The organism is Mesorhizobium sp. GbtcB19 (genome assembly GCF_019091085.1).
Taxonomy (GTDB): Bacteria; Pseudomonadota; Alphaproteobacteria; order Rhizobiales; family Rhizobiaceae; genus Mesorhizobium.
On record NZ_JAGXJY010000018.1, the window covers coordinates 72,747 to 93,797 of the forward strand.

Annotated in this window: 22 protein-coding genes; 11 read left to right on the forward strand and 11 right to left on the reverse strand. The window is 64.7% G+C overall.

What is annotated here, in order from left to right; all coding sequences use genetic code 11:
- The first annotated feature begins 78 nt into the window (after window positions 1–78).
- Window positions 79–1,623: a 4-hydroxyphenylacetate 3-hydroxylase family protein gene (locus KVT37_RS25245; RefSeq protein WP_217577773.1), complete on the forward strand. Its 1,545-nt coding sequence runs from the start codon at window positions 79–81 to the stop codon at window positions 1,621–1,623.
- Window positions 1,624–1,647: 24 nt separating this feature from the next.
- On the forward strand, window positions 1,648–2,157 hold the full coding sequence (locus KVT37_RS25250; protein ID WP_217577729.1) for a flavin reductase: 510 nt from the start codon (window positions 1,648–1,650) through the stop codon (window positions 2,155–2,157).
- A gap of 4 nt (window positions 2,158–2,161) precedes the next feature.
- On the opposite strand, the gene hpaR is transcribed toward KVT37_RS25250, so the two are convergent.
- Entirely contained in the window at window positions 2,162–2,566 is a 405-nt protein-coding gene (hpaR, locus tag KVT37_RS25255) for a homoprotocatechuate degradation operon regulator HpaR (RefSeq protein WP_217577730.1), read from the reverse strand.
- Between the two features lie 221 nt (window positions 2,567–2,787).
- Here hpaR and KVT37_RS25260 point away from each other — a divergent pair, with 221 nt between their 5' ends.
- The 5 genes from KVT37_RS25260 to hpaH all read left to right on the forward strand — a co-directional run bounded on the left by KVT37_RS25260 (window position 2,788) and on the right by hpaH (window position 7,620).
- A complete protein-coding gene (locus KVT37_RS25260) occupies window positions 2,788–3,174 on the forward strand; it encodes a 5-carboxymethyl-2-hydroxymuconate Delta-isomerase (RefSeq protein WP_217577731.1) in 387 nt (128 codons plus the stop codon).
- 20 nt (window positions 3,175–3,194) lie between these two features.
- A complete protein-coding gene (gene hpaE / locus KVT37_RS25265) occupies window positions 3,195–4,712 on the forward strand; it encodes a 5-carboxymethyl-2-hydroxymuconate semialdehyde dehydrogenase (protein WP_217577732.1) in 1,518 nt (505 codons plus the stop codon).
- Window positions 4,713–4,726: 14 nt separating this feature from the next.
- Window positions 4,727–5,707 (forward strand): 3,4-dihydroxyphenylacetate 2,3-dioxygenase, encoded by a 981-nt coding sequence (hpaD, locus tag KVT37_RS25270; protein ID WP_217577733.1) that lies wholly within the window; start codon window positions 4,727–4,729, stop codon window positions 5,705–5,707.
- A gap of 237 nt (window positions 5,708–5,944) precedes the next feature.
- Window positions 5,945–6,820 (forward strand): fumarylacetoacetate hydrolase family protein, encoded by an 876-nt coding sequence (locus tag KVT37_RS25275; protein WP_217577734.1) that lies wholly within the window; start codon window positions 5,945–5,947, stop codon window positions 6,818–6,820.
- Window positions 6,817–7,620: a 2-oxo-hept-4-ene-1,7-dioate hydratase gene (hpaH, locus tag KVT37_RS25280; RefSeq protein WP_217577735.1), complete on the forward strand. Its 804-nt coding sequence runs from the start codon at window positions 6,817–6,819 to the stop codon at window positions 7,618–7,620. The genes KVT37_RS25275 and hpaH overlap by 4 nt, the downstream gene beginning before the upstream one ends.
- A gap of 221 nt (window positions 7,621–7,841) precedes the next feature.
- Here hpaH and KVT37_RS25285 read toward each other — a convergent pair whose 3' ends face one another.
- From KVT37_RS25285 to KVT37_RS25320, 8 genes are all read right to left on the reverse strand, one after another.
- Window positions 7,842–8,861, reverse strand: a complete 1,020-nt coding sequence (locus tag KVT37_RS25285) for an isopenicillin N synthase family oxygenase (RefSeq protein WP_217577736.1) — start codon at window positions 8,859–8,861, stop codon at window positions 7,842–7,844.
- A 225-nt stretch (window positions 8,862–9,086) separates the two neighbouring features.
- Entirely contained in the window at window positions 9,087–9,743 is a 657-nt protein-coding gene (locus KVT37_RS25290; protein WP_217577737.1) for a methionine ABC transporter permease, read from the reverse strand.
- Window positions 9,724–10,815, reverse strand: a complete 1,092-nt coding sequence (locus KVT37_RS25295; protein WP_217577738.1) for a methionine ABC transporter ATP-binding protein — start codon at window positions 10,813–10,815, stop codon at window positions 9,724–9,726. The genes KVT37_RS25290 and KVT37_RS25295 overlap by 20 nt, the downstream gene beginning before the upstream one ends.
- 77 nt (window positions 10,816–10,892) lie before the next feature.
- On the reverse strand, window positions 10,893–11,744 hold the full coding sequence (locus KVT37_RS25300; protein ID WP_217577739.1) for a MetQ/NlpA family ABC transporter substrate-binding protein: 852 nt from the start codon (window positions 11,742–11,744) through the stop codon (window positions 10,893–10,895).
- Between the two features lie 206 nt (window positions 11,745–11,950).
- Entirely contained in the window at window positions 11,951–12,748 is a 798-nt protein-coding gene (locus KVT37_RS25305) for an aspartate/glutamate racemase family protein (RefSeq protein WP_217577740.1), read from the reverse strand.
- Window positions 12,745–14,109, reverse strand: a complete 1,365-nt coding sequence (locus tag KVT37_RS25310; RefSeq protein WP_217577741.1) for a dicarboxylate/amino acid:cation symporter — start codon at window positions 14,107–14,109, stop codon at window positions 12,745–12,747. The genes KVT37_RS25305 and KVT37_RS25310 overlap by 4 nt, the downstream gene beginning before the upstream one ends.
- A gap of 2 nt (window positions 14,110–14,111) precedes the next feature.
- A complete protein-coding gene (locus KVT37_RS25315; protein WP_217577742.1) occupies window positions 14,112–14,945 on the reverse strand; it encodes an ABC transporter substrate-binding protein in 834 nt (277 codons plus the stop codon).
- A gap of 203 nt (window positions 14,946–15,148) precedes the next feature.
- Window positions 15,149–15,838 (reverse strand): SDR family NAD(P)-dependent oxidoreductase, encoded by a 690-nt coding sequence (locus tag KVT37_RS25320; RefSeq protein WP_217577743.1) that lies wholly within the window; start codon window positions 15,836–15,838, stop codon window positions 15,149–15,151.
- 187 nt (window positions 15,839–16,025) lie between these two features.
- On the opposite strand from KVT37_RS25320, the gene KVT37_RS25325 reads away from it, so the two are divergent.
- Entirely contained in the window at window positions 16,026–17,141 is a 1,116-nt protein-coding gene (locus KVT37_RS25325; protein ID WP_217577744.1) for an anhydro-N-acetylmuramic acid kinase, read from the forward strand.
- Window positions 17,142–17,197: 56 nt separating this feature from the next.
- Here the strand turns inward: KVT37_RS25325 and KVT37_RS25330 are convergent, their stop codons facing one another.
- Entirely contained in the window at window positions 17,198–17,620 is a 423-nt protein-coding gene (locus tag KVT37_RS25330) for an N-acetyltransferase (protein ID WP_217577745.1), read from the reverse strand.
- A gap of 158 nt (window positions 17,621–17,778) precedes the next feature.
- Between KVT37_RS25330 and KVT37_RS25335 the strand changes: the two genes are divergently transcribed.
- The 3 genes from KVT37_RS25335 (at window position 17,779) to KVT37_RS25345 (ending at window position 19,840) form a co-directional block, all read left to right on the forward strand.
- The gene (locus KVT37_RS25335; RefSeq protein ID WP_217577746.1) at window positions 17,779–18,318 is read left to right on the forward strand and encodes a dihydrofolate reductase family protein; all 540 of its coding nucleotides are present in this window, start codon (window positions 17,779–17,781) and stop codon (window positions 18,316–18,318) included.
- A gap of 139 nt (window positions 18,319–18,457) precedes the next feature.
- The gene (locus KVT37_RS25340; RefSeq protein ID WP_217577747.1) at window positions 18,458–18,877 is read left to right on the forward strand and encodes a GFA family protein; all 420 of its coding nucleotides are present in this window, start codon (window positions 18,458–18,460) and stop codon (window positions 18,875–18,877) included.
- Between the two features lie 21 nt (window positions 18,878–18,898).
- Entirely contained in the window at window positions 18,899–19,840 is a 942-nt protein-coding gene (locus KVT37_RS25345; RefSeq protein ID WP_254634244.1) for an RNA polymerase sigma factor, read from the forward strand.
- Window positions 19,841–19,853: 13 nt separating this feature from the next.
- On the opposite strand, the gene KVT37_RS25350 is transcribed toward KVT37_RS25345, so the two are convergent.
- Window positions 19,854–21,032 (reverse strand): MFS transporter, encoded by a 1,179-nt coding sequence (locus KVT37_RS25350; protein WP_217577748.1) that lies wholly within the window; start codon window positions 21,030–21,032, stop codon window positions 19,854–19,856.
- Between the last annotated feature and the right edge of the window lie 19 nt (window positions 21,033–21,051).

Consider the following 21,051-nt stretch of genomic DNA (forward strand, 5'->3'; position numbering starts at 1 on the left):
TCCAAGCGGTTTTACCCTTTCGTCCATAAACCATTAGGGCGCCTCCCGCTACTCTCGGCACATCAAGGGAGGATCATGATGCGATCGGAAGAATTCCGGGCCGACAAGTCGCGGCCGTTCACGGGCGCCGAATATCTGGCGAGCCTGCGCGACGGGCGCGAGGTCTATATCAACGGCGAGCGGGTGGCCGACGTCACCAGCCATCCGGCGATGCGCAATTCGGTGCGCTCGCTGGCGCGCCTCTACGACGCGCTGCACGATCCCAATCAGCAGACGGTGCTGACCTCGCCCACCGACACCGGTTCGGGCGGCTTCACGCACAAATATTTCCGTGTCGCCCATTCCCCCGCCGAGCTTGCCGCGCAGCAAGGCGCGATCGCGCATTGGGCGCGCATGACCTATGGCTGGATGGGCCGCACCGCCGACTACAAGGCGGCGCTGATGAACACGCTCGGCGCCAATGCCGAGTGGTACGGGCCGTTCAAGGACAATGCGCGCGCCTGGCATAAACGCGCCCAGGAAGCGGTTCTGTTCATGAACCACGCCATCGTCAATCCGCCGATCGACCGCCACAAGCCGGCCGAGCAGATGAAGGACGTGTTCGTGCACATCACCAAGGAGAACGATGCCGGCATCTGGGTATCGGGCGCCAAGGTGGTGGCGACGTCGTCGGCGCTGACCCACTATAATTTCCTGGCGCAGAGTTCGGCGACCGTGACCGAGGATCCGTCGCTGTCGGTGATGTTCATCGTGCCGATGAACGCGCCGGGGATAAAAATGTTCTGCCGCGTTTCCTACGAGCAGACCGCCAACACAGTCGGCCATCCCTTCGACTATCCGCTGTCGTCGCGCTTCGACGAGAACGACGCGATCCTGGTGCTCGACAACGTCTTCATCCCTTGGGAGGACGTGCTGGTGCTGCGCGACGCGCAAAAGATCCTCTCCTTCCATCCGGCGTCGGGCTTCATGCATGGCTACTGCTTCCAGGGCTGCACGCGCTTTGCCGTCAAGCTCGACTTCCTCGCCGGCCTGCTCGCCAAGGCGTTGCGCGCCACCGGCGGCGATGCCTTCCGCGGTAACCAGGCGGCGCTCGGCGAAGTGATCGCGCTGCGCCACATGTTCTGGAGCTTTTCCAACGCAATGGCGCACAATCCGATCCCGTGGGCCAACGGGGCGGTGCTGCCCAATCTCGAGGCCGCGCTCGCCTACCGCACCTTCATGTCGGAGGCCTATCCGCGCGTCATCGACACTGTGCGCCGGGTTGTCGCCTCGGGGCTGATCTACCTGCCCTCCTCGGCGCGCGACTTCGACAATCCGGAGATCGACCGCTATCTCGCGCAATATGTGCGCGGCTCGAACGACATGGGCCATGTCGAGCGCATCAAGATCATGAAGCTGTTGTGGGACGCGACCGGCACCGAGTTCGGCGGCCGGCACGCGCTATACGAGCTCAACTATGCCGGCGCGCCGGAAGAGGTGCGGCTGCAGGTGCTGAAGGGCGCCGAGCGCGGCGGCCGGCTGAAACAGATGGAGGAACTCGTCGACCAATGCATGGCCGACTATGACGAGAAGGGCTGGACCGGCGACACCTGGCTGCCGCCGCTCGGCGCCCAGGCCAACTGAGCGAGGCCGGCGATGGAAGCGGCCATGGAAACGCAAGTCGCGAGGCTGGAATTCCGCGAGGCGATGGCGCGGGTCTGCGCGCCGGTCAACATCGTCACCACCGATGGTCCGGCGGGACGCGGCGGTTTCACCGCGACCGCCATGTGCAGCGTTTCCGACGACCCGCCGACGCTGCTGGTCTGCATGAACGAGCGCTCGGCGCAGACCGGCATGTTCCTGGCCAATCAGCGTTTCTGCGTCAACGTGCTCACCCAGTCGCACATGCACCTGGCGGCCAAATTCGCCGGCGCGATCCGCGACATGGCCGAGCGCTATCAAGCCGCGCGCTGGCAGACGATGCCGTCCGGCATGCCGGCGCTGCTCGATGCCATCGTCAGCTTCGATTGCGAGATCGGGGCGGTGAACAAGGTCGGCACGCACAATGTGATGTTCGGCCGTGTCGTCGACATCCGCCACGGCAGCGACGAGGCGGCGCTGCTCTATGTCGGACGAAATTACATGCAGCCGAGCGCGCTGGGCAGTTTTGGGGGGTGAGCGCTCAGCCCTCCGTCGACTCCGACTGGATCAGGCTGTCCAGCATGTCCAGCAGGCGCTCGTGCTCCGCGGCGCCGTAGCGCTTCTCGATCGCCTCGTAGATGGCGGTGCGCTCGGGCGCCAGTTCCTCGATCAACGCCACGCCGGTAGGGCTGATGGCGAGCAGCGCGCGGCGACCGTCATCCTTGACCTTGTTGCGGGATATGAACTCCCTCTCCTCCAGCGCCTTGATGATGCGGGTGAGACTCGGCGGCAGGATCGAAGCGCGGTTGGCAAGCTCAGTCGCCTCCAGCGGCCCGGTTTCGGCAAGCACGCGCAGCACGCGCCATTGCTGCTCGGTGATGTCGTGGCGGGCAAGCATCGGCCGGAAATGCGCCATGATCACTTCGCGGGCGCGAAGCAAAGCCATCGGCAGGGAGCGACGAGTGCTCGGTGGTAGCAAATCAGGTCTCCGAAAAATCCAATCCAGTACGACTCGCGGTAAATATTAACAGCGGGATCGCAGCTATATCCGCGATTTTGCCTGGACCGGCAATCCCACCGCGAGAAGCCGCGTCGACATAGACAACGACGCTTGACATTCGGACGTCAAGATGTAATTCACATGTTAACTACAAGGCGGAGGAACCCTTGCCCCATATGTCGATCGAATATTCGGCGAATCTCGACCCCAAGGTCGATATGGGCGAACTCTGCGCGCTGGTCTCGCGCACCATCCTCGAAACCGGCCTGTTCGAGCAAGGCGCGGTCAGGGTGCGCGCCTTCCGCGCCGAGGCCTACGCGATCGCCGACCTTCTGCCGGAGAACGGCTTCATCGACATGAATTTCCGCATCGGCAGGGGCCGCAGCGCCGAAGAGAAGAAAAGCGCCGGCGAGGCGATCTTCGCCGCGGTCACCGATCATCTTTCATCGCTGTTCGCCACGCCGCACTTCGCGCTGTCGCTGGAGATCCGCGAAATCGACGCCGAGCTCAGCTGGAAAAAGAACGCCATCCACCCGCGCCTGCGCGGCAAGTGATCTAGAACGGGAAAGAAATCATGGCGGCACTGGACGACAATCTGAGGAAAGCCGAAGCCTATCTCGAACGCTTCCGCAAAGGCGGCGTGCTCAACCAGATCGCCGGCGAGGCGGTACACTCGGCCGACGGTTCGACCTATGAGACGCTCTCGCCGATCGACCTGAAGCCGCTCGCCACGGTGGCGCGCGGCAAGGCCGTCGACATCGACCGTGCGGCCAAGGCAGCCAAGGCCGCTTTCAAGGACTGGGCGGCGATCTCCGGCGATGCGCGCAAGAAGCTCATGCACAAAATCGCCGACGCCATCGTCGCGCGCGCCGAGGAGATCGCCTTCGTCGAATGCATGGACACCGGCCAGTCGCTGAAATTCATGGCCAAAGCGGCACTGCGCGGCGCCGAGAATTTCCGCTTCTATGGCGACCGCGCGCCGGAAGCGCGTGACGGCCGCTCGCTCAGGGCGCCTGGCCAGCTCAACATGACGACGCGGGTGCCGATCGGCCCGGTCGGCGTGATCACGCCGTGGAACACGCCCTTCATGCTGTCGACGTGGAAGATCGCGCCGGCTCTGGCCGCGGGCTGCACGGTGGTGCACAAGCCGGCAGAGCTGTCGCCGCTCACCGCCCGGCTGCTGGTCGAGATCGCCGAGGAAGCCGGCCTGCCCAAGGGCGTGTGGAACCTCGTCAATGGTTTTGGCGAGGATGCCGGCCGGGCGCTGACCGAGCACCCCGACATCAAGGCGATCGGCTTTGTCGGTGAAAGCCGTACCGGATCGATGATTATGAAACAGGGCGCCGAGACGCTGAAGCGTGTGCATTTCGAGCTCGGCGGCAAGAACCCGGTGATCGTCTTCGCCGACGCCGACCTGGAGCGCGCCGCGGACGCCGCCGTCTTCATGATCTATTCGCTGAACGGCGAACGCTGCACCTCGTCATCGCGCCTGTTGGTCGAGGCTTCCGTGCACGACAAGTTCACCGACCTGGTGGCCGAGAAGGCCAGGCGCATCAAGATCGGTCACCCGCTCGATCCGGAGACCGTGGTCGGGCCGCTGATCCATCCGGTGCACGAAGAAAAAGTTCTCTCCTATATCGAGATCGGCAAATCGGAAGGCGCGGTGGTTGCCGCCGGCGGCGGCAAGTTCGCCGGTCCGGGCGGCGGCTGCTATGTCAGCCCGACGCTGTTCGTCGGCGCCACCAACAAGATGCGCATCGCCCAGGAGGAAATCTTCGGGCCGGTGCTGACCGCCATTCCGTTCAAGGACGAGGCCGAGGCGCTGGCTTTGGCCAACGACACGCAATACGGGCTCACCGGCTATCTGTGGACCTCCGACGTCACCCGCGCGCTGCGCTTCACCGACGCGCTCGACGCCGGCATGATCTGGGTGAATTCGGAAAATGTCCGGCACCTGCCGACGCCATTCGGCGGCGTCAAGAGCTCGGGCATCGGCCGCGACGGTGGCGACTGGTCGTTCGACTTCTACATGGAAACCAAGAACATCGCGTTCGCCACGGCGCCGCATTCGATCCAGAAGCTCGGCGGCTGACCGGAGACAACCCAATGGCCCTGCCCCAACCCAACCTCTACCCCGCCTTCAACATCGTGCGGCTCAGCCATGTCGAGCTCGCCGTCACCGACCTTACAAAATCCCGCGCCTTCTATGTCGATACGCTCGGCCTGCAAGTGACCGACGAGACCAGCGGCGCGATCTATCTGCGCGCCATGGAGGAACGCGGCCACCACTGCATCGTGCTGCGCAAGGCGGCGACGCCGGAAGCGCGCGAGCTCGGCTTCAAGGTTTTCTCGGACGAGGACCTCGACAAGGCCGAACATTTCTTCAGGGCCAAGGGCCTGCCGGTGGAAGGGGTCGAGCGGCCCTACCAGTCGCGCACCTTCCGTACCCGCGACCCGCACGGCATCCCGCTCGAATTCTATTCCAGGATGGAGCGGCTGCCGCCGATCCACCAGAAATACGCTCTTTACAAGGGCGTGAAGCCGCTGCGCATCGACCACTTCAACTGCTTCTCGCCGAATGTCGACGAATCGGTGGCCTTCTACAACGAGCTCGGCTTCCGCGTGACCGAATACACCGAGGACGCCGAGACCGGGAAGCTGTGGGCCGCCTGGACGCACCGCAAGGGCGGCGTGCACGACATCGCCTTCACCAACGGCTTCGGCCCGCGCCTGCACCACGTCGCCTTCTGGGTGCCGACGCCGCTCAACATCATCGACCTGCTCGACCTGATGGCGACCACCGGCTACGTCTCCAACATCGAGCGCGGCCCCGGCCGGCACGGCATCTCCAACGCTTTCTTCCTCTACATCCGCGACCCCGACAACCATCGCATCGAGATCTATTGCTCGGACTACCAGACGGTCGATCCGGATCTCGAGCCGATCAAATGGGATCTGAAGGACCCGCAGCGCCAGACGCTGTGGGGCGCGCCGGCACCGAGGAGCTGGTTCGAGGAAGGCAGCGTGTTTGCCGGTGTCGAGCCGCGCAAGTCCGATCTGGCGGCCTCGCCGATCGTGGCGCCTTGAGTTCATACTTGCGATGACAGCGTTCCTTCGCGCCCCCCTCTGTCCTGCCGGACATCTCCCCCACAAGGGGGGAGATTGGATGTCATCTTCGCCTTCGCCAATTTTCAACGTTGCAAGAAAGGCGCCGACGGCGCGGCCGGCTAATCTCCCCCCTCGTGGGGGAGATGTCCGGCAGGACAGAGGGGGGCGCCGTAGAACTCGACGCTTCCGGCTGGCCAATAGAACCGGAGTTTCAATATGAGCGCAGCGCGCCTCGCCACCTTCACCGTCGGCGGCAAGACGCGCTACGGCGCGATCACCGACAAGAGCGTCGTCGACCTTTCAACGCGCCATCCCGAATGGCCGACGTTGCGCGAGGTGATCGAGGCCGGCGCGCTGGCGAGACTCGCCGAGGAAGCTGAAGGATTGGCAGCCGATTTCAGCGTCGACGACATCGCCTACGAAATCCCGGTCCCCGCCCCGGAAAAGATCATCTGCGTCGGCGTCAACTATCCGGATCGCAACGAGGAGTACAAGGACGGGCAGGCAGCGCCTTCCAACCCGTCGCTGTTCATCCGCTTTCCGCGCTCCTTCGTCGGCCACGGCGCGCCGCTGGTGCGGCCGCCGGAATCGCCGCAGCTCGACTATGAGGGCGAGATCGTCATCGTCATCGGCAAGGGCGGCCGCCGCATCGCCGACGCCGACGCGCTCGACCACATCGCAGCACTTTCGCTGTGCAACGAAGGCACCATCCGGGACTGGGTGCGCCACGCCAAGTTCAACGTCACGCAAGGCAAGAATTTCGACCGCACCGGTTCCATCGGACCGTGGCTGGTGCCGTTCACCGGCGAGGCGCAGATCGCAGACATTTCGCTGGTCACGCGCGTCAATGGCGAGGTGCGCCAGCAGGATCGCACCAGCCGCATGATCTTTTCCTTCCGCAAGATCATCAACTACGTCTCGACCTTCACCACGCTGGTGCCTGGCGACGTCATCGTCACCGGCACGCCGACCGGCGCCGGCGCCCGCTTCGACCCGCCGATCTGGCTGAAGCCGGGCGATGTGATCGAGGTCGAGGCCGACGGCATCGGGCTTCTGCGCAACGGTGTCGTCGACGAAGGAACTCGCCGATGATGACGGAAAACCAAGTCGAGGACGCCGCACGCCGGCTGTTCGACGCCGAACGCGAGCGCCGCCAGATCAGCCTGCTCAGCCTCGATTTTCCTGAAGCGACGATGGACGACGCCTACCGCGTGCAGGCCGCACTTGTGAAGCGGAAGGTCGCGTCCGGACTCGTGATAAAAGGCTGGAAGATCGGTCTGACCTCCAAGGCGATGCAGTCGGCGCTCAGCATCGATATCCCGGACTCCGGGATCCTGTTCGACGACATGTTCTTCGAGGATGGCGGCACGGTGCCGGCCGATCGCTTCATCCAGCCGCGCATCGAGGCCGAGATCGCCTTCGTCATGAAGGCCCCGCTTGCCGGCCCGGACGTCTCGATCGACGACGTACTCAACGCCACCGATCACATCACGCCTGCGCTTGAAATCCTCGACACCCGCATCGAACGGATGAACAAGGAGACCGGCAGGATCAGGACCTTCTTCGACACGATCTCCGACAATGCGGCCAATGCCGGCATCGTCGTCGGCGGCCGCGCGGCCGGACCGCGCGAGGCGGACCTGCGCTGGATGGGCGCCATCGTGTCGCGCAACGGCGAGGTCGAGGAAACCGGGCTCGGCGCCGGCGTGCTCGATCATCCGGCCAAAGGCATCGTCTGGCTCGCCAACCGGCTCCACCAATACGGCATGCAAATCGAGGCCGGCCAGGTGGTGCTGTCGGGCTCCTTCATCCGGCCGGTCGAATGCCGGCACGGTGACGAGATCGTTTCGGATTTCGGGCCATACGGAACCATCCGCATAACCTTCGCCTGATCGGCAGCATTTCCAGCGCGGAAAAGAAAAAGGCCGGGCGCGAAAGCGGCCCGGCCAAGAATGAAGGTCATAACCTTCAGAGGGGAACATCGCCCGGCGCAATGGGAGGAAAACACCGAGCGATGGCTCCTATGTGGGGCCTGAGCGGCGTATTTTCCACGAACGGAATTCCAAAAAAGAGCGAAATCGCGAAAAAATCTCGCTTAAGCCAAGCGAAAGCATCAGCCGGCGGCGGATGCCTTTTCCAGAAGATCGGCATAGTGCCGCCGCGCCACGTCGGGATGCGACCTCAGCCGGCTCTTCAGCACATTGGCTCCGACATTGCGGAACAGCGGATTGTCGGGATCGCTGGCCGGTCCGCGCGCCTCGGCCGCCAATTCCTCCGGCAGGTCGAGCAGCGGGATCGTGGCGTCGAGGCGGGCGCTGAAGAAGAACGGCACGGAAATCCGTTCGACACCGGCCGGCGGCGTCACCACGCGGTGCACGGTTGCCCTGAGATAACCGTTCGAGGCGAGCTCCAGCAGCTCGCCAATGTTGACGACGAGCGTTTGCGGGATCGGGTCGACATCGACCCAGCTGCCGTCGTACTCGACCTGCAGGCCCTTGTTCTCGTCCTGCAGCAGAAGCGTGAGGAAGCCGCCATCCTTGTGCGCGCCGACGCCCTGGTCGTCGCCGGTGGCGTCGCGGCCGGGATAGCGCACGATCTTCATGCGGTGGTTCGGCTCACCGCGATAGATCGGATCGAAAGCGTCCTCCGGCTGATCCAGCGACAGCGCGAAAGCCTTGAGCAGCCGGATCGCCACGTCGGTCGCCTTGGCCTGCCAGGCAAGCAGCGCGGGCTTGAGATCGGGAAGTGCGGCCGGCCACTGGTTCGGGCCCTGCAGCCGCGTCCAGGCCGGCACGCCCGGCCCTTGCGAAATCGTCGTGCGCTCGACGCCGATGTCGAGCTGCTCGCGCCAATCGGCCTTGCCTCTGGTCAATTCCCCACCGGCGCGCGTATAGCCGCGGAACTGCGGCGACTTCACCATTTCGATGGCGAGCTTGTCGGCTTCCGGCAAGGCGAAGAAGCCACGCGCGGCGCCCAGCACCGCGTCGATCTCCGATTGCGTTATGCCGTGTCCCGAGAGGTAGAAGAAGCCGACGTCGCGGGCGGCGGTGCGCAGGTCAAACAAGAAAGTCCGCAGTTCCGACGCGCCCTGCTCAAGGCGGTCGAGATCGAGCACTGGAATTATTCTGGGCATGGACGGGCTCCTCTTGCGGCAACTCTTTGTTTTTCGCAATTCCGGACGGAAAACCGCTGCGCACTTTCCGGAAATTGCTCGAGTAACCTCGCCGCACGATGACATGCGTGTCATTGCGGGTGAAGAAACGCACCGACCAATCTCATTGCAAACGGCGCAAGCCGGCGCTCAATTCCCGGCTTTTGCGGCAAATTGCGTTCGCGCGCGCCCGGCTTGCAACAGTCCTCATGTGCGATGGTCCAGCCGCGCGACCAGCCGGTCGCCGATCCACTGGATGCCGCAGACCAGCACGATGAGCACAATGACCACGGCGACCATGACGCTGGTTTCGAAGCGCTGATAGCCATAGCGGATGGCGAGGTCGCCGAGGCCGCCGGCGCCGATGGCGCCGGCCATGGCCGAGGCGCCGACAAGCGTCACCAGCGTCACGGTGAAGCCGGCGACGATGCCGGGCAGCGCCTCCGGCACCAGCACCTCGCGGATGATGGTCCAGCGGTTGCCGCCCATGGCGCGCGCCGCCTCGATCAGCCCATGATCGACCTCGCGCAACGAGACCTCGGCGATGCGGGCGTAGTAGGGCGTCGCCGCGATCGACAGCGGCACGATCGCCGCCCAAGTGCCGATCGAGGTGCCGACGATCAGCCGCGTCACCGGGATCAGCGCTACCAGCAGGATGATGAAGGGCACTGAACGGAAGCCGTTGACGATGGCGCCGAGGATGCGATTGAGCCAAAGGCTCTCGGCGATGCCGCCACGATCGGTGGCGACCAAGGCGAGGCCGAGCGGCAGGCCGAAGACCAGCGAAATGATGCCGGACGCTCCGGTCATCAGCACCGTCTCCCAGATCGAGCGGAGCAGGAGTTCAAACAGGACTGGCGACATGACCAAGCACCTCCACCCGCGCCTCGCGGTTTTTCAGGAATGTCGTTACTTTCGCCAGATGCCCGGCGTCCGCTCCGGGGATCGCCACGAACAGCGTGCCGACCGGTTGCTGCTGCACATGGTCGATACCGCCATGCACAAGCCGGAACGGGCCGGGCACGCCGGCGCTCAGCTCGGAGAGCAGCGGGCGACGTGCCGCCTCGCCGGCGACATCGATCCGAAGGATCGTTTCCGCGCCCTCGCCTTCGGCCAATCGGCTGGCGATCTCGGGCGGCAATTGCGGCCGGATGCCGCCGAGCAGGCTGCGGGTGATCTCCGATTCCGGATTGGCGAAGACCTGCCAGACGGCGCCCTCCTCGACGATCCGGCCGGCATCGATCACCGCCACGCGGTCGGCGATGGAACGGATCACTTCCATCTCGTGCGTGATCAGCAGGATGGTCAGGCCGAGCCTTGAATTGATGTCCTTGAGCAGCGCCAGGATCGAGCGCGTCGTCTCCGGATCGAGCGCCGAGGTCGCTTCGTCGGACAAGAGCAGCGCCGGCCGCGCGGCAAGCGCCCTGGCGATGCCGACGCGCTGTTTCTGCCCGCCCGACAGCGAGGCTGGATAGGCCCTGGCCTTTTCCGACAGGCCCACGAGCTGCAGCAACTCGGCCGCGCGCGCCATACGCTCGCCGCGCGGCCGGCCCTCGATCTTGAGTGGCAGCGCGACGTTCTCCTCGACGGTCTTGGCCGACAGAAGGTTGAAGTGCTGGAACACCATGCCGATGCGGCGGCGCAGCGGCTGCAGCTCGCGCTCGCCGAGACGGCTGATCTCGCGACCCTCGATGAAGACCTCGCCGGAATCGGGCCGCTCCAGGCCGTTCAGACAGCGGATCAGCGTCGACTTGCCGGCGCCGCTGCGGCCGATGATGCCAAGGATCTCGCCCTTCTTCACGGTAAGCGAGACGCCGTCGAGCGCCGCGGTCGCGCCGAAGCGGCGCTTCAGGTCGACGAGGCGGACGACGTCTTGCGACCCCGTTGGCTCGGCAGTGATCGGATCGCCTGTTTCGGCCGTGACATGCTGGTTCATCTCTGTTTCCGTACCGCTCAAATGCGACGGCGGCCCGCTCAACAGCGGACCGCCAACTTCCGACAGCCAGGTGTCAATCAATAGGCGCTGATCCCGGTGCCCTTGTAGACCTTGTCGAACTCGGCCTTGACCGTCTCGTTCTGGTAGGACGCGACCAGCGTCTTCACCCAGGGCTCGTTCTGGCTTCCGGCCTTTACCGCGATGAAGTTGCGATAGGGATTATCCGCCACCGGCTCCTGCGCGATGCGGTTTTCAGGGCCGAGGCCGCTCTTCAGCGCCCAGTCGGTGTTGACCACGGCGGCATCGAGATCATCGACCGAGCGGCCGACGATGCCGGCGTCGAGTTCCTTGATCTCGAGCTTCTTCGGATTGTCGGCAATGTCGGCGGTCGTCGCCAGGATGCCGGTGCCGTCCTTGAGCTTGATCAGACCCTCATGCTCCAGCACATGCAGCGCGCGGCCTTCGTTGGACGGATCGTTGGGCAGGCCGATGACGGCGCCCTCGGGCAGCTCGGCGACCTTGGCATGCTTCTTCGAATAGAGCCCGATCGGCCAGACGCCGGTATAGCCGACCGGCACGATGTGGTAGCCTTGCGTCTTGATCTGGTTGTCGAGATAGGGCTTGTGCTGGAAGGCGTTGGCGTCGATCTCGCCGCGCTCCAGCGCCTCGTTGGGCTGGGTATAGTCGTTGAAGACGACGGTCTCGATCGTCAGCCCCTGCTTGGCCGCCTCGGCGGTGACGACGCGCCAGACGTCCTCATCCTCGCCGCTGATGATGCCGACCTTGATCGCCTTCTTGTCTTCGGCGAAGGACGGCGACGGCGCGGTAAGGCCGACAACGGCAAATGTCGTGGCCAAAAGCGCGGCAAGTCCGGCGCGCCTGGTGATTGACGTAACGAGAGAATTTGAGGCGTTGCCGCGTTTTGACATGATGCGTTCCTTGCAATCTTGAAATCATTTCGGCCTGGCGGAATGCGAAGCCTTGATATCGATCATCATCAATGCTGCCCGCTCGGGCAAAGAAGCGCATTTCCTCTGAGACGGAACGCGGAAAATATTCTCTCAAAGATTTTATGACTTGGAGCACATCGGCCGCCCGCGAGCGGATATCGACGGCGAGGCGATGGAGCTTGCGGCTATGAAGCCCGCCGGGCGACGCGCAAGGATGGCCGGCCGTCTCCCGGCAGCGACGAGACGGTCGGCAGGCCTCGCGCTTCCTGCACAGAATAGCCCAACCGCTGCAGACTGGCCCGCGCCAGCGCCGCGTTGCTGTCGATGACGACCAGGCCATTCGTATCGCCGAGGCTGGCGGCCACGACGGAGAGTTCGGTGCAGCCGAGCAAGGCAGCGTTGGCACCGGCCATCTGCGCGAGATGAAGCGCACGCTCGGTCTCGGCCGCGGCTTCCGCGATCGAGCCCGCCTTGACGAGCATGATCGCGCTGTCGACGCGTTCCTGGAATTCCGCGTCCGCCGGTACGCAGGGCTCGAACCCTGCCGCCAAAATCCTGTCCTGGTAGAAGCCGGAGACCAGCGTGCCCCGTGTTGCGAGGTTCGCGACCCTACCGCGGTCCAGGCTGCGGCGGATTTCCGCCACCACCGCGTCGCCTATATGGATGATCTCGGCCCGCGAGCTGGCGGCCAGCTTTTCGTACCAATGATGGGCGGTGTTGCAGGGCATGGCGATACAGGCGACACCGAGCGCATTGAGCGTTGCCACGGCCGCTTGCAGCGGTGCCAGCGGCCCGTCATGACCGGCCAGGATCGCCTCGGTCCTGTCGGGCAGTTGCGGCACGCTGAGGATGACGGAAGGCACATGCTCGTTGTCGCGAAGCGCTTCGGTCATCCGGGTCAGCTTGAAGTAGAAGTCCGCCGATGCCAGCGGGCCGAGACCACCGATGATGCCAAGCTGAGGGCGGATGCTATCGTCGATCATCGGACGGGCTCGGCTTCGAGCTCGTCCGCAACGGTTTCATCGGACTGCACCATCTCCCTGTGGCTGGGCGCGATCACTGCCGTGCTCGCCGCCACGGTGCAGACGCTGGACAGCGTCATGAACGTATCGACGGCCGCATCGACGGCGACGAACAGGGCGAACGCCGCCTCGAAGGGAAGTTTCAGGTAACCGCAGACGATGGACATCTGCGACAGGATGAGCAGGCTGCCCATGCCGCCGGTCGTGAGCGCCAGAAGCGCCGAGACGATGCCGACGAGCAGCAGGTCGGGGATCGCCAGTTGGTGGCCGTAGAGCTGGGCGATGAACAGGGCGCCGGAGGTGTAGACCAACGCCGGGCCCGTGCGCAGCAAGGCCGCCTGCAGCGGCACGAGCAGCTCGACGACGACCAGGTTGAAGCGCAGGCGCTCGCTCAACAGGTTGATGACCCAAGGCAGCGAGGCGACCGAGGAGCGCGTGGTGATGGCCACCATCAGCAGCGGCTGGCAGGTCTTGATCGTGGCCCAGTAACTCCGCCGCGAGCGCATGGCTATAATGGCGAACGCGCCGGCGAGGAAGGTCAGGCACGACAGCCCCATCACCAAGAGGTAGCCGCCCATCAGCATCAGCGGCTTGGTGCCGGTCGACGCGGTCTGGTCCGCGATCAGGATGAAGGTTGCGAAGGGCAATCCCCAGACGAACCAGTTGGTCAACACCGTGCAGGCCCGGTAGACCGCGTTGAGCGCCTGCGACAGGCTGAGCGACGAGGGTTGCGGAATCTTGCCCATCGCCAGCCCGAACAGCAGGCAGAACAACAGCACCTGGATGGTCTGGCCCGAGGCCAGCGCGTTGAAGACGTTGTTCGGCACCAGATCCATGAAGATCGAATGTCCGGCGTTGGCGTCTCCGGTGGATGGCGGCGGCTGGAACGGGAAAGCAAGATCGGTGGAGACGCTGCCCTGGGAGTTGATGAACTCGCCGAGCTCGATGCGCGATTGCGGGTTCTCGATCTGGCCGGGCTTGAGGATCAGCGAATAGGTGCCGCTCACAAGCACGGCGAGGAACGACACGACCAGCACGGCTATGCCGACCTTTCCCAAATAGCGGACCGATTTCGGGTCCTGGACCATCGCGGTGATGGAGAAGATGACGGATGAGACGAGATAGGGCAGGACGACCATCTTGAGGAAATTCAGGTAGACCTGCGCGACAGGGCTGATCGCATGGGCGAAGGCCGGGTAGTAGAGACCGCACAGGATGCCAGCCAGGATCATGATCATCGTCGTCGCCGGCGAGCGCAAGATGCGCTTTGCCGCCAGGCGCCAGTCGAAAGGCATGGGTGCGGCTACGTCCGAGACAGCCATTGTCAGGCTTTGCTCCCCTGGCGATAGCGGGCGATGATCTCGTCGGTGCTGAGGACCTTCTGGCCCCTTGCCAGATCGAGATAGAGATCGACGAAGGCTGCCAGATGCGGATTGTCGGGACGCACGCCGACCGCAATCGTGTCGACCTTGTCGGTCAGCGTGATCGAGCGCGCGACGACCGTCATCGACGGATCGTCGACCATCAGCTTCTTGATCTCGAAATCATCGCGATAGGCCAGGTCGATCGTGCCGTTGCGGATCGCATCGATGACGGTGTTCCAGCCCGCGAAGCGCTGGATCGTGGCATGCGGGAAGGTGGCGGCCGCATAGGTGGCGAAGGACGAGCCTTCGATCACGCCGAGATCGCCGGAGAAATCGCGGATGATCTGCTCTGGCGGCTTGCCCTGCGTGATGCGCGCCAGGTTGAGGCGGTTGGCAAGCAGGCCCTGGTGCAGCATGGCGTAGGGCCGCGAATAGAGGATCGAGCGGCCGCGCTGAAGGGTGCGGCTGAGCTTGCCGATCGCAAGGTCAGCCTGGCCGGATGTCAGCTGTTGCACCATGGCGTCGAAGGTCACGGCGGACCGGTCGAACACCGGTTCGACGCCGAGCTCGGCTGCTATGCCGCGCGCCAGCTCCATGTCGATGCCGCTGTCCCCCGAGCCGTCGGCCGGAAAGAACGGATCGGAAGCGAAGGCCGGCATGGCGATGCGCAGCCTGTTATCGCTGACGATGGGTTTTGGAACGTCTTGCGCCTGAGCTGGCGTGGTCGCCTGCGCCTGCGCGAACAGCAGCCCGCCGCCCCCGGCTGCAAACAGCGTACGACGTGTAAGCGGCATGCCCATTCTCAATTCGCGCAGGAGAGCCGGACAACAAATCTGATCAGTGCGCAGTATGCACGCGGAAGTTAAGCAAAGGTGTCTTTGATGCTGTGTTTTTTTATATAGTAGATCACTAAAATGGCATCAGGAATATGCAGGGCCTCTAAAATAACAGAGGTCCTCGAAGAGGCGCGTTACTGTCCGCGTCGGACACTTGATCGTCAGAACGTCTCGACCCAGGGCCTGAGATCGACCTCGAAGCTCCAGGCACTGCGGTGCTGGCGATGGATGGACAGATAGGTCTCGGCGATCGCGTCGGGCGACAGGCGGCGGTCCGGCCGGTCGGGCTCAGGCGCCTGTCCGGACGGCTCGATCTGGCCGTCGATGATGAAATGCGCGACATGGATGTTCTTCGGGCCGAGCTCGCGCGCCATCGACTGCGCCAGCCCGCGCAGGCCGAATTTCGGCATGGCGAAACCGGCAGAGCCGGAAAAGCCCTTGAGGCTTGCGCTGGCGCCGGTGAACAGGATCGAGCCGGAGCCACGCGAAAGAAGCCGGCGTGCCGCCTGCTGGCCGACCAGGAAGCCGCCATAGGCGCCGACAAGCAGGGCCTGCTTGACAGCTTCGGGATCGAGCTCGGCGATAGGACCGCGCGTGCGGCCGCTGGCGTTGAAGACGGCAATTTCGAGCGGGCCGGCGTTGTCCGCCGCCTCGAACAGCCGCTCGACGGAAGCGGCGTCCGAGACGTCGGTTTCGACCGCATGCGCGCCGGTTTCCTTGACCAGCGCGGCCAGTTTGTCGACGTTGCGGGCGGCGAGGACGACGCGCAAGCCTTGCTTGGCGAGAAGCCGCGCCAGCGAGGCACTCAGCCCGGAGCCGGCGCCCGCGATCACTGCAACATTGGCTGCCATGAGTTCCTCCTTGCGATAGTTCGATGTCGGTCGCGCAGGCTCGCGCCTTCCGCGACAAGAGGCAAGAACGTGGATGCTCGATTTTCGCCATTTGGCGCAAAAGTCAGTCTGGCCGGGCGTGGCGAAAGACTTGCCTGCAGAACCGATCCGTCCGACACGTGGTTGAACGACGATTCGAGGGACGACCATGGAACCAATCTGGGCCGTCGGCCTGATGACCGGCACGGTGCTCGACGGCAACATCGACGTGGCGCTGATCAAGACGGACGGCGAGCGCGTCGCCGATACCGGCACATACACGCTGGCCCCCTACCCGCAATCGATCCGCACGCTGCTTGAAGAGACGCTGCGCCAGGCGCGCGCCTGGAATTTCGAGGGGCCGGAACCGGCGATTTTTCGCGAAGCCGAGGAGGCGCTGACGCGGGCGCAGTCGGCCGCGGTGAAGGAGTTGGTCGAGAGCCAGGGGATGAGCATGGCCGATATCGGCGTGGTCGGCTTCCACGGCCAGACCGTGCTGCATCGCGCGCCGCAGCCGGGACGGATCGGCCGCACGCGCCAGCTCGGCGACGGCGAGCTGATGGCCTCGCTGCTCGGCACCAAGGTCGCCTATGATTTCCGCTCGGCCGATGTCGCGGCCGGCGGGCAAGGCGCGCCTTTGGCCGCCGTTTATCATGCGGCGCTGCTCAGGCAAGCCGACGCCAGCGGCGACACCGCGGTGCTCAATCTGGGCGGCGTCGGCAACATCACCTGGTGGGACGGCAAGGACAATATCGTCGCCTTCGACACCGGGCCGGCCAATGCGCCGGTCAATGATTTCATCAAGGCCAAAGGCCTCGGCGAGATGGACCGCGACGGCAGACTGGCTGCCGCCGGCAAGGTCGATGAAGAGAGGCTCGCCAGGCTGCTCAAGCATCCGTATCTGACGAAACCCTATCCGAAATCGCTCGACCGTTTCGACTTCACCGCGGCGATGGCCGAAGGGCTCGGCACGGAGGACGGCGCGGCGACGCTGACGGCCTTCACCGTGTCGGCCGTCGGCAAAGCGCTCGACCTGTTGCCCCGCCGGCCGAAGCGCCTGGCGGTGAGCGGCGGCGGGCGCCACAATCCGACGATGATGGCGATGCTCGAAAGCCGCGCCGGTGTCAAAGTGGTGCAAGCCGAGACGCTTGGATGGAAGGGCGACGCGGTGGAAGCGGAGTGTTTTGCCTTCCTCGCCGTGCGCGTGCTGCGCGACCTGCCGATCAGCTTCCCGAGCACCACCGGCGCGCCCGAGCCGCTGCGCGGCGGAAGACTCGCGGGGTAGTTTGTTTTGACGCAATTCCGGACGGAAAACCGCTCCACACTTTTCCTGGAATTGCTCTAAGGCAGCTTCTTCTGCAGGAAGACGCGGCGGCGGCCGATCGGGAAATCCGGCAATTCGCCGAACGGCTTATAGCCTTGGCGCTCGTAGACCTTCTCAGCGGTTGGACTGAAAGTGTCGATCCAGGCGCCGTGGCAGCCGCGCGCGACAGCCTCCTGTTCGGCGGCGTCGAGCATGCCGGCGGCTATGCGGCGGCCGCGCAGCTTTTCGTCGACCCACAGCCACTGCACGTAGAGCCAGCCCCAGGCGGTGTAGCCGGAAATTCCGGCGACGACGGCGCCATGCTCGTCGCGCGCGAAAACCGCCACCGGCTTTCGGCCCGAGGCGCCGACATCGGCATCGTTGAAGGCGCTTAGGCTGCCGCTCAGGAAAGCGAGGTCCTGCGGCGTGGGCTCGGCGGTAACTTCAAGGCTCGTCTTCATCGCGCTTTTCGCTCCGGCCGATACTGCGCCAAGCCATACCGAAGGAGCCAAGGTGTCGGCAAGCCAGCCACGGTCCGCAAAATAATTTCCCCGCCACGTATCCTGAAGCGCGCCTCGTACGTCCTACGAAGGTCGTCCACGCAGCAGGAGAAATTTTGATGAGGAAATTGATCGTCGGCAGCTTCGTTTCGCTCGACGGCGTCATCGAAGCGCCCATGAACTGGGCGCCGCCCTTCTTTGTCGGAGATGCGCTGGAACATTCGTATGAGAAGGCCGGCGAGGCGGAGTACTTCCTGCTCGGGCGCGTGACATACGAGCTGTTTTCCAGCCGATGGCCGCAGATCCAGGGCAAGTATATGGATCGCATGAACGGGATGAAGAAGCTGGTCGCGTCGCGGACCCTGACGGAGGTCGGCTGGAACGCTTCCCTGATCGAAGGCGACGTCGCGGCAGGGCTCGCCGCGATCAAGGCGCAAGGCGGCGGCGACATATTGAAATACGGCATCAGCCAGCTCGACCAGACCCTGCTCGCCGGCGGGCTCGTCGACGAATATCAGCTGTCGATCCTGCCGACACGGGTCGGCTATGGAAAACGCGCGTTCCAGGACGTCGATCCGTCGCTGATCCGGTTGGAGCTCACGAACACGCGCCGGTTCGAGAGCGGCATCGTGACGCTCACCTATCGCGTGCTGAAATGACCCTGGCGCGCAATGAAGTTGATCATGCCAGATGCCTGCCGCGAGAATCCGCCTCACGCCACGTATCCTTTTGTCGCCGGCATACGTCTAGGAAGCAGGCCGGCGCGTGCCGGTTCGCTAGCGCGGAGATTATCGGGATATGCTGAAGACCTACGCAGGAACCTGCCATTGCGGCAAAGTTCGATTCGAGGCCGATATCGACCTCAGCCGGGGAACCGTCAAATGCAATTGCTCGACATGCACCAAGACCCGCTCCTGGGTGGGGTTCGTCGGTCCGCAGCACTTTCGCCTCACGTCCGGGGCCGAAGCGCAGACCGAATATCAGTGGATCCCGCCCGGCAGGGAGGCGCCCAGCATCCAGTATCATTTCTGCTCGACGTGCGGCGTGCGCATGCCCGCGCGCGGCGACATCCCGGTACTTGGCGGCATCGTCTTCGCCATTCCGATTGCGGCGCTCGACGGCGTCGATCCGGATGAACTGGCGGCGGCGCCGGTGATGTATCTCGACGGCAGGCACGATCGCTTCGATCGGACTCCCGACGACATCAGGACGATGTAACATGGGCGGGTCGGGTAAGAGATGCGTAACGGTGTTCGTGTTGCCATGACGATGCAGCCAAGACTCGAGCCCAGCGGGCTCTTCGACCTTCGCTATGCCGCGTTCCTGGAAACGGTCGCGCATTTGCGGGAGCGGCTGCACCGCTATTGCACGCGCATGACGGGTTCGGCGCTCGACGGCGAGGATGTCATGCAGGAAACGCTGTTCGAGATCTATCGCAAGATCGAAATGATCGACGATCCGGGCGCGCTTCGTTCATGGCTGTTTCGCACCGCGCATAACCGCTGCATCGATTTCCTGCGCAACCGGCAGACGCGGCGGCGCGCCGAAGCCAGTTTTGCGGTCGACGAGATCGTTCTGCCGGTCGAGCCGGCGGGCCAGGGCGCCGACCGCGCCATCGAACGGCTGGTGATCAACCTGCCGCCCAAGGAGCGAGCCTGCGTCCTGTTGAAAGACGTCTTCGACCATTCGCTGGAAGAAATCGGCGATCTCGTCGGATCGACGGTCGGTGGCGTCAAGGCCGCATTGAGCCGTGGCCGCGCCAAGCTCGCCGCGTTGCCGTGCCAGCCGGTCGTGCGCCTGGAACCTTCGCCGGATCCCGAGCTTTCAAGACTGCTCAACCGCTATGTCGAACTCTTCAATCGCCGTGACTGGGACGGCGTGCGGGCATTGACCAGCGCCGACGCGCAATTGCGGGTGTCGGACTGCTTCAAGGGGCTTTTGTCGGAATCGATCTATTTCGTCGAATATGAAAAGGGCAAGGCAAGCTGGAAGATGGCGATCGGCGCGGTCGATGGCGACACCATGCTGCTCGTGCTCCACCGCGGCGAAGCCGGCTGGAGCCCGGCCTATCCGGTCCGGATCGAAGCGACCGGCGGCACCATCGATCGGATCAGCGACTATTATGCATGCCCATGGCTGCTGAAGGCGGCGCGCACGGTTGTGGTGGCCAGCCCGAATTGATCGCGCGGACCAGTCAGCTCGCGGACCGCCACGCCGCGGCGCTCGCCGCTACCAGCATCAATCCGGCAGCTATCAGGGCGCAGTTGGCAAAGCCAAGGCTCGTGTAGAGCGGGCCGAAGCCTGCCGTGCCGACGGTGACGGCGAGATAGGTGACCGCGCTGTTCAGGCCCATGATGGTGCCGCGCCGCGCCGGGTCGAGCGCGGTGAGGCGCATGACCAGCACATTCAGGCCGAAATGATTGGCGAGGCCCCAGACGGCAATCGATCCCAGCAGCAGGCCGAAGCTGCCGCTCGCGAGCGCGATCGCGACATAGACGGCGGCGACCAGCAGATAGGCGAAGGGCATGACGCGGCGGGCACCAAGACGATCGATGACGCCGTCCAGCAAGGCCGCTGCGCCGAAACCGAGACCGTAGGCGACAGCCGCCAGGCCGTTGGCGCTGACCGGCTCGCCGAGAGCTTCATGCAGATGATCGCCGAGATAACCGTAGACGCCATAGAAGGCGGTCATGAAGGCGCCGCAGGCAATGAGCAGCGGCAGGATGCCGGGAACGGCGAGCGCGCCGAGCGGCGACGGCGCGGGACCGCTTTTCCTGGTGTCATGCAGCGAGCTCATCGCCAGGCCGGCGACGGCCGTTCCCGCCAGCAACGCCACGGCGGCGAAGACGGCGCGCCAGTGGATGAGGTCGGCAAGCACCGCCGATAGCGAGACGCCGGCGACCATGGAAAGCGTCCAGCCGGTCAGCACGACGCCGATGGTGCCGCTCTCGCGGCCGGGCGGCGCGATCGCGGCCGAGCTGGCGTAGATCGCCGGCATCGCGATGCCGGCGGCAATGCCGGCTACCAGCTGGGCCGTCACGAGCAACGCAACCGTCGGCGCCAGGGCGCTGGCGACAAGGGCCAGCGCCAGCAGCAGCAAGGCGCCCTGCAGCATGCGGCGCGCGCCGATCCGGTCGATGTAGCGGGCAAGGAAGAGCGCGCTGGCGGAGGTGCCGAGGCCGAAGGCTGCGGCGGCCGTCATCACCGCCGGCACGCTGGCGCCGAACGATGCGGCGACGGCCGGCGCGATCGGTCCCAGAACCAGCGAGTTGGAGCCGATGACGGCGATGCAGCCCGTCAGCAGATAGGCGGCGGCCGGGATCGGCGCACGGGGCGCCGCGGTCAGAATTGCTGATTGATCACTGTTCGACATATCATCATAATGGCCGAAT